The organism is Hymenobacter lapidiphilus (genome assembly GCF_013377885.1).
Taxonomy (GTDB): domain Bacteria; phylum Bacteroidota; class Bacteroidia; order Cytophagales; family Hymenobacteraceae; genus Hymenobacter; species Hymenobacter lapidiphilus.
The window spans coordinates 22,289-35,489 of sequence record NZ_JABKAU010000023.1 but is presented as its reverse complement, the minus strand read 5'-3'; the positions used below and the strand labels follow the sequence as shown (position 1 = coordinate 35,489).

General features: G+C 60.5%; 12 protein-coding genes. 9 read left to right on the top strand and 3 right to left on the bottom strand.

The window, feature by feature from the left end:
* Positions 1-80 precede the first annotated feature (80 nt).
* The 5 genes from HW554_RS12820 (at position 81) to HW554_RS12800 (ending at position 4,965) form a co-directional block, all read left to right on the top strand.
* A complete protein-coding gene (locus HW554_RS12820) occupies positions 81-551 on the top strand; it encodes a hypothetical protein (RefSeq protein WP_176908987.1) in 471 nt (156 codons plus the stop codon).
* A gap of 120 nt (positions 552-671) precedes the next feature.
* Positions 672-1,613: an ABC transporter ATP-binding protein gene (locus HW554_RS12815; RefSeq protein WP_176908986.1), complete on the top strand. Its 942-nt coding sequence runs from the start codon at positions 672-674 to the stop codon at positions 1,611-1,613.
* 167 nt (positions 1,614-1,780) lie between these two features.
* Positions 1,781-3,169 carry an ABC transporter permease gene (locus HW554_RS12810; RefSeq protein WP_176908985.1) on the top strand — a complete coding sequence of 463 codons (1,389 nt, stop codon included), beginning with the start codon at positions 1,781-1,783 and terminating at the stop codon, positions 3,167-3,169.
* Positions 3,170-3,316: 147 nt separating this feature from the next.
* A complete protein-coding gene (locus HW554_RS12805; protein WP_176908984.1) occupies positions 3,317-4,189 on the top strand; it encodes a ChaN family lipoprotein in 873 nt (290 codons plus the stop codon).
* Positions 4,190-4,323: 134 nt separating this feature from the next.
* Positions 4,324-4,965, top strand: coding sequence for a hypothetical protein (locus tag HW554_RS12800; RefSeq protein WP_176908983.1), 642 nt, complete (start codon positions 4,324-4,326; stop codon positions 4,963-4,965).
* A 3-nt stretch (positions 4,966-4,968) separates the two neighbouring features.
* Here the strand turns inward: HW554_RS12800 and HW554_RS12795 are convergent, their stop codons facing one another.
* On the bottom strand, positions 4,969-5,601 hold the full coding sequence (locus HW554_RS12795; RefSeq protein WP_176908982.1) for an NAD(P)-dependent oxidoreductase: 633 nt from the start codon (positions 5,599-5,601) through the stop codon (positions 4,969-4,971).
* Between the two features lie 81 nt (positions 5,602-5,682).
* Here HW554_RS12795 and HW554_RS12790 point away from each other — a divergent pair, with 81 nt between their 5' ends.
* The gene (locus HW554_RS12790) at positions 5,683-6,045 is read left to right on the top strand and encodes a winged helix-turn-helix transcriptional regulator (RefSeq protein ID WP_176908981.1); all 363 of its coding nucleotides are present in this window, start codon (positions 5,683-5,685) and stop codon (positions 6,043-6,045) included.
* Between the two features lie 49 nt (positions 6,046-6,094).
* Here HW554_RS12790 and HW554_RS12785 read toward each other — a convergent pair whose 3' ends face one another.
* Together HW554_RS12785 and HW554_RS12780 are read right to left on the bottom strand one after the other, a co-directional pair.
* A complete protein-coding gene (locus HW554_RS12785) occupies positions 6,095-7,663 on the bottom strand; it encodes a glycerol-3-phosphate dehydrogenase/oxidase (protein WP_176908980.1) in 1,569 nt (522 codons plus the stop codon).
* Between the two features lie 176 nt (positions 7,664-7,839).
* A complete protein-coding gene (locus HW554_RS12780) occupies positions 7,840-10,071 on the bottom strand; it encodes a penicillin acylase family protein (protein ID WP_176908979.1) in 2,232 nt (743 codons plus the stop codon).
* A 99-nt stretch (positions 10,072-10,170) separates the two neighbouring features.
* Between HW554_RS12780 and HW554_RS12775 the strand changes: the two genes are divergently transcribed.
* The 3 genes from HW554_RS12775 to HW554_RS12765 all read left to right on the top strand — a co-directional run bounded on the left by HW554_RS12775 (position 10,171) and on the right by HW554_RS12765 (position 13,085).
* Positions 10,171-11,118: a mechanosensitive ion channel family protein gene (locus HW554_RS12775; protein ID WP_176908978.1), complete on the top strand. Its 948-nt coding sequence runs from the start codon at positions 10,171-10,173 to the stop codon at positions 11,116-11,118.
* 23 nt (positions 11,119-11,141) lie between these two features.
* On the top strand, positions 11,142-11,663 hold the full coding sequence (locus HW554_RS12770) for a DUF421 domain-containing protein (protein WP_176908977.1): 522 nt from the start codon (positions 11,142-11,144) through the stop codon (positions 11,661-11,663).
* A gap of 66 nt (positions 11,664-11,729) precedes the next feature.
* Positions 11,730-13,085 (top strand): DUF2254 domain-containing protein, encoded by a 1,356-nt coding sequence (locus tag HW554_RS12765; protein ID WP_176908976.1) that lies wholly within the window; start codon positions 11,730-11,732, stop codon positions 13,083-13,085.
* The last annotated feature ends 116 nt before the right edge of the window (positions 13,086-13,201 follow it).

The following is a 13,201-nucleotide window of genomic DNA, read 5'->3' as shown; positions in this document are numbered from 1 at the left end:
CTATGCTCACGTCCTATAGCTCTTCCAATCCATTGATTGGGCTGAAGAAAAACGCTTCCCGGGAATTGAAATTCGTAGGTATGGGATTGGTGCTAATCGTTTTCGATGCGCTCATATTCTTCCGTGATGCGGTAAGGCTGCAGCTTTTTGCGGCGGGCATCTTTGCGATATTGTGTCTGGTGGGCCTGATTGTGTACCAGCGGCTGAAGCTCATCGGCCAGATGGAACAGCAACAGGCCAACCTCCATCAGTTCCTAACTACCCGCATCATCCGGTTTCGGCACCTTATGCGCCTGCACGACTATGTGGGCGTAGGGTCGCTGGCATTGTTAGCGGGGTTTGCGGTGGTGGTGCGCCGGACCTATTTGTGGGCCTACCTACAGCCTAGCCAACCCAACTGGGGATGGCACCTGAGCATGGCGGGCGGGGGCATTGTGCTGTTGTTGTTGCTGATGTACGCAGCATACCGCACGGGCCAGAAGGAGCACCAGCGCCGCTACGGCCGCTACCTCGACCTGCTGGAAGCGGCGCTGCACGAGTTGCGGGACTGAGGAAGCCGGTTGGTTGAAATTCGCCCATCCAAGAATTCAGAAAACGCTACATTTAAGCGTCCGCAAGTTTCTCCAAGTCTTTATTCTTCCGAACAGAAGCTAATAGCTATCAGCTAACAGATGCAACCAGCCCTCGAAGCCCTGAACGTGCGCAAAACCTACGGCGAGCACGTCGCCCTGAACGATGTGAGCCTGGAAATTCCGGACCGCAGTATTTACGGTTTGCTCGGGCCCAACGGCGCCGGCAAAACCTCGCTCATCCGAATTATCACCCAGATAACTGGGGCCGATGGCGGCGAAATCCGCATCCGGGGCGAGAGGCTCGCGCCCCGCCACATTGCCGAAATCGGCTACCTGCCCGAGGAGCGTGGCCTGTACAAGAAAATGAAAGTGGGCGAGCAGCTGCTGTACCTGGCCCGCCTGAAGGGCCTGAGCCGCACCGATGCCACCCAGCGCATCAAGGCCTGGATTCAGCGGTTCGACCTTACGCCCTGGGTGGAGAAAAACGTGGAAGACCTGAGTAAAGGCATGCAGCAGAAGGTGCAGTTTATTGCCACCGTGCTGCACGAGCCCAGTATTATCATCCTCGATGAGCCGTTTTCGGGCTTCGACCCCATCAACGCCAACCTCATCAAGGACGAGATTCTGGCCCTGCGCGACAAGGGTGCAACCATTATCCTGGCCACCCACCGCATGGAATCGGTGGAGGAAATGTGCGACAACATTGCCCTGATCAACCGTTCGCGCAAGGTGCTCGACGGGCCGGTAAGCACCGTGAAGGATACCTTCCGGACCCAGACTTACTCGGTAGAGGGCAAAGGCCGGCTGATGGTGGTGCATCCCGATTTTGAGGTGCTGGAGCATCATGAGCGCGAAAACGACCATTTCCACGACATTATCCGGCTGCACGCCGGCACTACGCCCAACGATTTGCTGCGCTACCTCATCGGCAACGTGGAGGTACACGCTTTCCGCGAGCTGATTCCGAGCATCAACGAAATCTTTATCCGGCGGGTGCGTGAAACCATGCCCGAAACGCTGGTGGAAGAGCCGGTAGCGTAGCTTTCTAAGCTGTTAGCCATAAGCTGACAGCTGTTAGCTTTTTTCTGACAAGAAACAGCACACGAGTATCTTCTCGCGCAAAATCAGACTTAGATTTTAGCGTAATTATCTGTTAATCAAACTCAAAGCTAACAGCCATCAGCTATTAGCTAACAGCTCAAAAAACCATGCCTTCCAACTTCTGGCTTATCGCGCAGCGTGAATACCTGACCCGGGTAAAAAAGCGCAGCTTCCTGATCATGACGCTACTCGTGCCGCTGGTGGTGGCTGCATTCGGCTTCTTCATCGTTAAGATTGCCACCTCCGACAACGACACGCAGGACGTAGTGCAGGTGCTCGATATGAGCGGGCAGCGCCTGGGCGCGCGGCTCGTTTCGACGAAGCAGATGCAGTTTAAGCCTGTGCAGGGCACGCTGGAAACGGTGAAAAAGGACTACCTCAAATCCGAAGCTGACGGGCTGCTGTACCTGCCAGCCGGCCTGAGCCTGGAGGCCCCGCGCGGCGTGCAGCTCTACGCCAAGGGCAACGTGAGCATCCGCAAGCAGCAGGCCGTGGAAAACGCTTTGGATAAGCTGTTCTCGGAAGACAAAATGCTGGCTTCGGGCCTGTCACAGGAAAAGCTGGATGCGCTGAAAACCAACATCGATGTGGCCAGCATCAACCTCGATGAAAGTGGCAAGGAGAAGAACAGTAACGCCCTGGCTACCTCGGGTATTGCCTACGCGCTGGCACTGCTCATTTACCTGTTCATTTTCATGTACGGCGTGCAGATTATGCGCGGTGTGGGCGAGGAGAAATCGAGCCGGATTATGGAGGTGATGCTTTCGTCGGTGAAGCCGTTTGACCTGATGATGGGCAAGATTGTGGGTATTGCGGGCGTAGGCCTCACCCAGTTTTTGCTCTGGGGTATCCTGTCGGTGGGAGCTACCTCGGCCATAACGGCCCTGTTTGCCGATAAGCTGACTGCCACGGCCAAAACCGAAATGGCGGCCAACCCCGGCGGTACCGAGCGGGCGGCCCAGGTAATGGGCGGTGCCGAAGTAGCCAGCGCCGACAACGCCGCAACGCCGGCCGACCCGGCCGCCGCCGTATCGGAGCGGTTCAGTGTGTTTAAGGCCCTGCGCGGGCTGCCGCTGGGTATGATTGTGGTTGGCTTCGTGATTTACTTTTTGGGCGGCTACCTGCTCTATGGGGCGCTGTTCGGGGCAATTGGAGCGGCCGTGGATGACCAGACGGACACCCAGCAGTTTATGTTTCCGATTACCATGCCCCTGATTCTGAGCTATATCATTGGGGTGAGCGTGATCCTGCGCAACCCCGACGGGCCGGTGGCCTTCTGGATGTCGATGATACCGTTCACCTCGCCCATTGCCATGGTTATCCGGCTGCCGTTCGGGGTGCCGGTGTGGCAGCTGGCCCTATCTGTTGCGCTGCTGATTGTAGGTTTCATCGGCACCGTATGGGTGGCAGCCCGCATCTACCGGGTGGGCGTGCTCATGTACGGCAAAAAAATCACCTACCGCGAGCTGTCGAAGTGGCTGTTTTATAAAGGCTGATAGAACGGTAAGTTCTGCCGGTCATCCGGAGCAGGCGAAGGACCTATACAGAAGCAAATCCACACGTTGGGTTGGTTTCCGTATAGGTCCTTCGCCTGTTCCGGATGACCGGCAGAATTGGTCCGCGCCAGCTGTTATCTTTGAACTATGCGCGTTCTTCTCTTTCTGCTACTACTCATCGGCCCGGCCCTGGCCAAGGCTCAGGACCGGCCGGCTTACCGTCTGTTTGCGGCCGGCGGTAAGCCGGTAGGCTACGAGGCCATGCTGAAGAAGCTGGCCGCGGCCGACGTGGTGTTCTTCGGCGAGCAGCACAACGACCCCATTGCGCACTGGCTGCAGTTGCAGCTCACCAAAGATTTGCTCCGCCTGAAACAGGGTCAGCTGGTGCTGGGGCTCGAAATGTTTGAGCGCGACGTGCAGCCGCTCGTGGACCAGTACATAACCGGCGAGCTGGACGACCAGAACTTCGAGGCCGCCAGTCGGCCCTGGCCCAATTATGGCACCGACTACAAGCCACTGCTGCAACTGGCCCGAAAGCAGAAATTTCGGGTGGTGGGCACCAATGTGCCGCGGCGCTACGCCTCGCTGGTGGCCAAAGGCAGCCTCGCGGCCCTCGACACGCTGGGTACCACTACCAAAACCTGGCTGCCACCATTGCCACTGACGGTGGATTACGAGTTGCCCGGCTACAAAAACATGGTGAAGATGTTCGGGGGCGACGCGGCTCATGCGGCCGGCGTGCAGAACATCATCCAGGCCCAAGCGCTCAAGGATGCTACCATGGCCTTTTTCCTCAACCAAGCCCGGCCCGCCGGCCACCTGCTGCTACACCTCAACGGCAGCTACCACTCCGATAACCACGACGGTATCCTGGCTTACCTGCGCCAGCAAAACCCACAGCTGAAGGTGCTTACAATCAGCACTGTTTCACAAGAACAGCTGCCGAAGCTGGAGAAAGACAATCAGCAGAAAGCCGATTTCGTGCTGGTAGTGCCGGCCGATATGACCAAGACGTATTGAGCAGCCGAGTTCTGTGGAGGCCTGTGGGCTGAAACATTCGTTTGGGCTGTGAACATATGCCCGGCGCGGACATCCATCCTGTTTTAATAGACCATCGCTAACGGCTAACAGCTGTCAGCTAAGAGCTTCAGAATATGCTTTCCACCCTCAACTCCGCCGGCCTGCCGCCTGCCGCCGATTTGCAGCGCCTCGGCCAGGCGCTGGCCATGCTCGACGCCATCAACTCGCCCGACCCCGAGTATCGCTACTACACCTACGACCCGCAATGGGACGAAGGGGAGCAGATGCTGGAGATGAACGACGGCGAGGGCGACCAGCTGATGGTGTTGTTCCGGCCCGAGGGCTGCTGCATCAACGGCTCGCTTTCGGGATACGAGGCGGCCGATAAGGAGCAGCTTACCCGGGGGTTGCCCGCCGCCTTCGAGGAGTTTATGTTCGGCGAGCCGGTGGCTTCTATCGGCACTGCTTTCTGCCTGTGGTACACGCCCGCCCACGGCTGGCAAACCGGCATAATAGACAAGGACGAGGACGATGGCTCGGAGGATTTGCTGGCCATTTTCGACCAAGACCCCGAAACCTACGCCGACTGGGCCAACGGCTATTACCTCGACGAAACGGAGCGCGAGCCGCTGGAAGCCGCCGATATAGCCCGCTTCTACCGCCACGAGCCACTCACCCAGGCCAATGCCCAGGCCCTGAACACCGACCTGACCGACTGGGCCCAGCTGGCCGCCGAAGCCGAAATTATCGGTTACCCGCACTCTTTGGGAATATAGGGATCAGTAGCTCACAAACGGCATTTTATGCACGAAGCCCTCGGCTTCGACTTGCTGGAGAATGAAGTTGGCCAGGTCGGCGCGGCCAATGCTGGTGCTGGCATCGACGCCTACCCAGCCTACGCGGTACTGGCCGCGGGCGGGCTCGGTGGTCAGGCGCGGGCCGCGTACGATTTCCCAGGCTAAGCCACTTTGGCGGAGTACGTCGGCGTGGTTTTGGGCGTCGGTGAGTACGTGGGGCACTACGAGGCGCATGATGCCCTTGATGAGCTTGTCGGCCAGTTTGGGACGGTCGTCGACGTAGGGCAGGCCGCCGCCCGAGAGGCTGATGATGCGCCGGATGCCGGCCTCTTTCATGGCGGCCACAATGTTGGCTGTGCCGCGGGTCTGCACGTCCTTGGGCGAGCCTTTTACCTGCCCAAACAAGCTCACCACGATGTCGGTGCCCTCTATGGTAGTGGCGACGTCATTGGCGTTAAGGATGTCGCCCTGGATAACCTGGAGCTTAGTGGAGCGCTGGGGAATTTTCTGCGGGTCGCGGGCCAAGGCGCGGACGCGGTAACCGGCCGTCAGGGCCTGGGTCAGAAACTGCTGGCCCGTGAGGCCGGAGCCGCCAAAAAGAGCAATAGTTTTCATGGAATAGGAAATTGGTTGCCGTAAAGAACCATACCTTACCTGTACCTTCCACTAAGGCAGGTACTGACTTACAGGTAAGAAATGGTCTCAACTCCCGTATCCATCACTGCTCGCTGCCCCATCCGCACTACGTTGGAGCTGGTTGGCGGCAAATGGCGGCTCCTGATTTTGCACCAGCTGCGTGGCGGGGCGCTCCGCTTCGGCGAGTTGCGCCGGCTGTTACCCGACATCAGCGAGAAAATGCTGGTACAGGAGTTGCGTCACCTTACCGATGCCGGCTTGCTCGTGCGCCACAACTTTGGCGAAGTACCACCTCGGGTCGAGTACGAGCTGACGGAAGCCGGCCGCTTCGCGCTGCCGCTGGTAGAGGCCGTAGCCAGCTTCGGCCAGCAGTACCAGCGCGCAGTCGTAAGTCACGAAAGACCTGACCTCACGCAGGCATAAACGCTTAGTGGGACGTTACGGACAAACTGCGCGTTCCACCCGCCTGGGCTTAGAGCACGTATCCCCGCGCCAGTTCTGTGAATTCCGCCACCTGTTGCTGCTGCCAGGTTGCATTGTGGCCCAGTTCCTGGGCCAGCAGTTCGGCCACAGCCGGCGCGGCGCGGCTGGCGGCCCGGGCATCCAGAAACAGCAGGCGCACCCGGCGGGCCAGCACGTCCTCTACGGTGCGGGCCAGCTCGTAGCGGGCCGCCCACACCACTTCGGCCCGCGTGAAATCGAAATCCGGTACAAGCTTTTCGGCCAGTTCGGGTTGCTCGCGCATAAGCTGGCGCAGGGCCGGCGCATCGGTACCATAGCTAGCCAGGGGGGCGTGGTGGTCGGGGGTGGGTTGGGCCCCGTGGATGGGCTGCTGGGCGGTGCGGCTGGGGGCTGCCGGTAGTGAGACTAGTTCTATGGCGCGGTCCACTACGTCTTCCCCCATGCGGCGGTAAGTCGTCCATTTACCTCCGGTAATGGTGAGCAGGCCGCTTTCGGAAACGATAATCTTGTGGCTACGCGAAATCTCCTTGGTGCTGGTAGTGCCGCCGGTGGGAGCGGCTAGTGGGCGCAGGCCGGCATACACGCTCAGCACGTCGGCCCGGCTGGGTGCGCGCGTGAGGTAGCGGCCGGCCGTGCGCAAAATGAAGTCGATTTCTGCCTCCTGGGCCCGGGGCTCGGTGCTGGCGGCGGGCAGGGGCGTGTCGGTGGTACCAAGCAGCACCCGGCCCTGCCAGGGCACGGCAAATAGTACCCGGCCATCGTCGGTTTTCGGAATCATCAGCGCGCAGTGGCCGGGCAGGAAATCGGCGCTTACCACCAGGTGCACGCCCTGGCTGGGCTGCACCAGCGGGCGGGCCGTGGGCTCATCAAGGCGTAGCACCTCATCTACAAACACGCCGGTGGCGTTTACCACCACCCGGGCCCGTAGCTCGTAAGAGCGGCCGGTTTCCTGGTCGGTGGCCTGCACGCCGGTCAGGTGGCCGGTGGCATCTTTGCGCAGGCCGGTTACGGCGCAGTGGTTGAGCAGCGTGCCGCCCGCTTCGAGAGCCGTTTGGGCTAGGTTTACGGCCAGGCGGGCATCATCGAACTGGCCGTCGTGGTAGAGCACGCCCCCGTGCAGGCCGGTGCGGCGCAGGTTGCTAAGGCGGCCCAGGGTTTCGGCGCTGCTCAGGCGCCGCGAGTCGCCGAAGCTGCGGCGGCCGGCCAGCCAGTCATAGAGCTTCAGGCCAATGGTATAGAAGGGCCCGCCCCACCAGCTATAGCTAGGAATGATAAAATCCTGGTTGCTGACTAGATGAGGCGCATTCTGTAGCAGCAGGCCCCGTTCCTGCAGGGCCTCGCGCACCAGTCCCACATCACCCTGGGCCAGGTAGCGCACGCCCCCGTGCACGAGTTTGGTACTGCGGCTGCTGGTGCCCTTGGCAAAATCGTCGCGCTCCAGCAGCAGCGTGCGGTAACCCCGGCTCAGGGCATCGAGGGCCACACCCAGCCCCGTGGCCCCGCCCCCGACAACAAGTATATCCCATTCGGGCTGGCTGGTGAGCCGGGCCAGCAGGGTAGGGCGGTGGAAATGGGGCATGAATGAGTGTGAAGTACGGCGTTGAAAAGAACGTCATGCTGAGCGAAGCCATGGGCGGAGTCGAAGCATCTCTACCGCCAAAGTAGACATATGCCACTGCGGTAGAGATGCTTCGGCAGGCTCAGCATAACGTTCTGATTGATTTCGGGTGCTTTCTAAACGGCTTCTATGCCCCCTTACTGCCCCGGCGAATAGGTGCGCTTGGCATTCTGTTTGATGTCTTCGGGATAAAACCAGATGTTTTTGAACTGCTGCTGCACATACAGTGGGGCCTGGTCGGTGAAGTGGGGCGAAGCGGGCTGGCCACTAACGCCGCCGGCCAGCACCGAGCGGGCCCGCACCCGGGGCCCAAACTCAACTACGGCCACGAAGCTGTTGCCCACATCGCCGTAGCGCTTTTGGGTGCCGGAGCGGGCGCGCGAGCCAAAGGCGGCCAACGAGCCCCAAGCCGAAGAGGTGAAGGCCACCGGCAGGCTGGGCTTTTTGTCGTCGTACACCTCGTCAATGCGGCCGGTGAGGCGCTGGAAGCGGTTTATGTCGCCCCAGGGCTGCCGCCAGCTGCCAAACGAGGTCGTCAGCTCATCGAGGGTTTCCTGCAGGGCATTTACTTTCTCAGGAGCCGTGGTGCTTTTGATGGCGAAGCGAATCATTGCCATCTGGTCGAGGGGCTGGCCGGGTTGGGCACGGGGGCGGGCCAGCCGCAACAGGCGCTCGGCCCAGTAAGTAGCTACGGTCTGGGCCACTGAGGTGGTGGCGTAGTTGTGGTTCCAGGCCCGCAGCAGCGTTATGGCCTCCCGGATGTCGCCCTGGGGGGCATCGGGGCCGTCGGCTACGGTTTGGTAGGCCTCACTTAGCGCCGGCAGCAGCTCGTCGAAGGCCGTCAGGTGCGGGTCGCGGGCGGCGGCCAGCAGCGTATCGAGCGTGAATTTCGACTTGGCTTTCTCACTCAATACCCGCACGGCGTTCAGGCCACGGTAGTTTTCGGCATCGGGGGCCATATAGGCGGGGTAGGCGGCGGGGGCGGGGCTGCTGCCGGGGCCGGCCACCGTGAAGGGCGTGGCGTTGCAGTTCTGTAGCCAGCCGCTGGCCGGATTTTTCGCCTGCACAATGTCTTCCACCTGGTGCAGCCCCTGCCACTCGGTTTTGGGGTTGCTGCCATCTACCGGCCGGTTCCAGTCAAACTGAGGGTCGCGGCGGGGCATAAAGTTGCCGTGCCAGTAGGCAATGGTACCCTTGCTGTCGGCAAATACCGTGTTGTTCGAGGCGTTGCCGTTCAGCTTCATCACCTGCTGAAAGCTGGCGTAATCGGTGGCCTTGGTGCGCAGGTACGACTGCTCCAGGGCCGCCACCGGCGTGTCCATCATGCGCACCGTCAGCCACTGGCCGTCGGGCTGCTGGCCTACTACCGGGCCGTGGTGGGTGTGGTAGGTGGTGAACTCGCGGTGCTTGGTGGTGCCATCGGTGGCGCGGTAGGCTACGCGTACGGGCTGCTGGCGCACGGGCCGCTGCTCGGCCCCGTAGCGGTAGGTATAACGGCCGTCGGGCTGCTGGGCCACGGTTTCGAGGTACTCATCCATCGAGTCGGCGTAGCTGGAGGTGTGCATCCAGCCGCAGTGCTCGTTAAAGCCCTGGTAGATGAAAAACTGGCCCCACGTTACGGCCCCGTAGGCGTTCAGGCCGGCCTGGCTGGTCATCTGCACTTCGGGCCGGAAATAGAACGAGGTGTGCGGGTTGATGAGCAGCAGCGGGTGGCCGCTGGCGCTGAGCTGCGGCCCGATAGCGAAGCCGTTGGAACCCAGCGAAGAACGGTCGAGCAAGTCTTCTTTGGCGGGCAGTTGCGGGGGCTGCCAGCCGGTACCGGGAGCCAGCTGGCGGCTGTAAAAGGCCTTTAGCCGCTCTACCGGCACCACGCTTACGTTGCCCCCAATGCTGCCTTCCGAGAACAGCAGCGGCATCCAGGGCTGGAAGCGGCGCAGCAATTGGGGCTTGGTTTGCGGGTGAGTGTGCAGGTAGTAGTTGGTGCCGTCGGCGAAGGCCTGCAGCAGCTGCCGCATCCAGCCGGGGCTTTTCTGGTAGAGCGCAATGGCCTGGGTGCTGTCCATGAACAGCCGGGCGCGCAGGTCGTGGTAAATCACGCTTTCGCCCTCCACTTCGGCCCGACGGCCCAGCGCATCAAGGTAGTTGGCCTCCACGCGCGCGAAATCGTCTTCGCATTGCGCGTACAGCAGCCCAAATACGGCATCGGCATCGGTTTTGCCGCTTACGTGGGGCACGCCCCAGGTATCGCGGGTGATGGTGACCTGCTTGGCCTGGCGCTGCCAGCGAGCAATTTCGGCGGGCTGAAAGGCCTGGGCCCGCGCCCCGAAGGCGCTTAGCAGCAGGATAGGAGCAAGGATGGAAAGGCGCATAGGCGCAATATAGGCGGCGGCGATTAGTTACCCGCGCCCGGCAACTGACAACTACTGCCCCCGTACAAACAGCACCGCCCACGCTATTACGCCATCCGAATGTCCGACGAATTCAGCCAGGTACTCAACACTTATTGGGAACAGTTCCTCTACATGCTGCCCCGGCTGCTGATTGCGGCCGTATTGATGGGGGTGGTGTGGGTAGGGGCCAGCCGGCTGCGAACCTGGCTGGCGGCCAAGCTCAGCAACCGCTCCGATGACCCGCTGCTAACCGATTTCCTGACCCAGGTGGGCCGCTGGGTGCTGGTGCTGATGGGGCTGGTAGTGTCGCTTAATATCCTGGGCTTTTCGGGCGTGGTGGGCGGCATTCTGGGGGCGGCGGGCCTATCGGCTTTCGTGGTGGGTTTCGCTTTCAAAGACATTGCCGAGAACTTCCTGGCCGGCATCATCCTGGCCTTCAACCGGCCTTTCGGCGTCAACGACACGGTGAAAATCCAGGAAATGTTTGGCCAGATTACCAAGCTTAACCTGCGCACCACCGAAATGGGCACCTTCGATGGCCGCGACATATCCATTCCCAATGCCATTGTGCTCAAGGAGCCGCTCATCAATTATACCCGCGACGGCTTCATCCGCCAGGAGTTTGTGGTGGGGGTTGACTACGATGATGATGTGGCCGCCGCCATTGCCCTGATTCTGGAGCAGGTGCGCAAAGAACCCGAGGTGCTGACCGACCGTGAGCCATTTGCCATCGTTGATGAGCTAGCCGCCAGCACTGTTAACCTGAAGGTGTTTTTCTGGACCGACACCGACGATTACCGCCGGGCCACCCTGGAACTGCGCAGCCGGGTGATGAACCGGGTGAAAGTGGCGCTCATGGCCGGTGGCTACGCCTTGCCGCCCGATATTCTGGAGCTGCGCCTGCCCACCAAAATGCCGGCCATACCCATTCAGGTGGCCATGGCCGAGCCTGGCACCCTCGCTGATCCGCCCGAAGACCCCAAGAAGCCGACAATTAAACCGGGTACCAGCCTGGGGCAGGGCTAGGGGTCTGTCTTCACCAGAAACTTATGGAAAAATTCTTCTTCACAAATTGGAGTAGCCTGCTTCGGATTGTAGTAATTGGCGTGCTGGTGTATATCGGTCTCATTTTGCTGCTACGTACGTCCGGCAAGCGCACGCTCTCCAAAATGAATGCCTTCGACCTCATCGTAACAGTAGCCCTGGGCTCCATGCTGGCTTCTACCTTGCTTAGTAAAAGCGTAGCCCTGGCCGATGGCCTGTTGGGTATGGGCCTGCTTATTGGCCTGCAGTACAGTATTACTTGGCTATCGGTGCGGTATCAGACGGTGGATAAACTCATCAAATCGGAACCCACACTGCTCGTGTACCAAGGCCGGTTTCTACACGCCGTAATGAAAGCGGAGCGCGTGACGGAAGGCGAAATCCTGGCCAGTCTGCGCGAGCGGGGCATTGCCTCCCTGGCCGAGGCTGCCGCCGTAGTGCTCGAAAACGACGGCACCCTCAACGCCCTCCAGCACGAATCGGCCGACGCCCCGCATTCGGCGCTGAAAAACGTGCCCAAGCCGTAACGGAACGAAGCGCCGCTCCGGTTTCCACAAAGGCTGTCCAACGCCTGTTATCCCCTCATTTTCTCCATGAATAAAATTAAAAGCTGGTGGCTTAACATCAACGCGAGTCTATGGTTCGTGCCCACCCTGATGGTCATCTCGTCGATGGTGCTGGCCTACGGGCTGGTGCTGATCGATAACAGCACCAGCAACAAATGGACGTCCAACTATCCGCTGCTGTTCGGAGCCGGATCTAGCGGGGCCCGGGGTATGCTTTCCTCGATTTCCGGCTCGGCCATTACGGTAGCGGCCCTCATTTTCTCGCTCACGCTCTCCACGCTGGCTACCGTATCGGGGCAGTACACCTCGCGCATCCTGCGCAACTTCATGCGCGACCGGCCCAACCAGGTGGTGATGGGCTTTTTCGTGAGCATTTTCGTGTATTGCCTTATCGTACTGCGCACGATCCGCGACAGCAGTGACCATGACGCGGGGTTTGTGCCGCCGCTGGCCGTGTCGTTTGCCTTGCTGATGGCCTTGGTCAGTATCGGGATGCTGATTTTCTTCATCCACCATATTGCTACGTCTATTCAGGCGGCCAATATTATTGCCGAAGCGGCCAACGAAACTATTAGCAGCATGACCAAAATCTTCCCCAAGCAGGTAGGCCAGGAGGCCGATCAGGAAGAGGAGGAAACGTTACGCACCACCGACCTGAACTGGCATCTGGTGCTAGCCGCCGCCACCGGCTACATGCAGGGGGTAGCTAGTCAGGAGCTGCTGGATTTTGCCACCGAAAACGACGCTGTAATACGGCTCGAACACCGCCTCGGCGACTTCGTAACCCTCGACACGCCCTTGGTGGCGGTGGCCTATTACGCTACCGACCGCCTGCCCACCGACAAGGAGCAGGAGCAGCTGAACGGCTATTTCACCATCGACAACCAACGCAGCATCGACCAGCAGGATGTGGCTTTTGGCTTCCGCCAGATTGTTGATATTGCCCTCAAGGCGCTGTCGCCGGGCATCAACGATACCACCACGGCCGTTATCTGCGTCGACCGGTTGGGGGCTATGCTGGCCTTCCTGGCCAGCCGCGAGTTGCACCAGCCCCTGCGTGCCGCCGACGGCCAGGTACGCCTGATTGCTCACACCCGCAACTTCGAAGATTTCGTGAAGCTGGCCTTCGACCAGATCCGCAGCAGCGGCGACGACAACGTGGCCATATTGCTACGCCAGCTCAAAGCCCTCCAAACGATTGGCCGCCGTACGGGCTCCTACAAGCGCCGCCAGGCTCTGCGCCGCCAGTGCGACCTGATCGAGCGCGCCACTGAAACCACGCTTACCCGCGAATACGAGCAGGATCAGGTCCGCCACCGGCTGGGGCTGGTGCGGGCGTTTCTGGCCAAGGCCCTGCTGCCAGCCGTACCGCAGATACCCTAAAGTAAGAAGCCGCTTCGCCAATGGCGAAGCGGCTTCTTTTATAAAATTGGCGGGTAGTAGTCAGGCCACCGATACTCAAATAGGGTACGCAGGATGCTGCAGGTGGGCTGAATCTG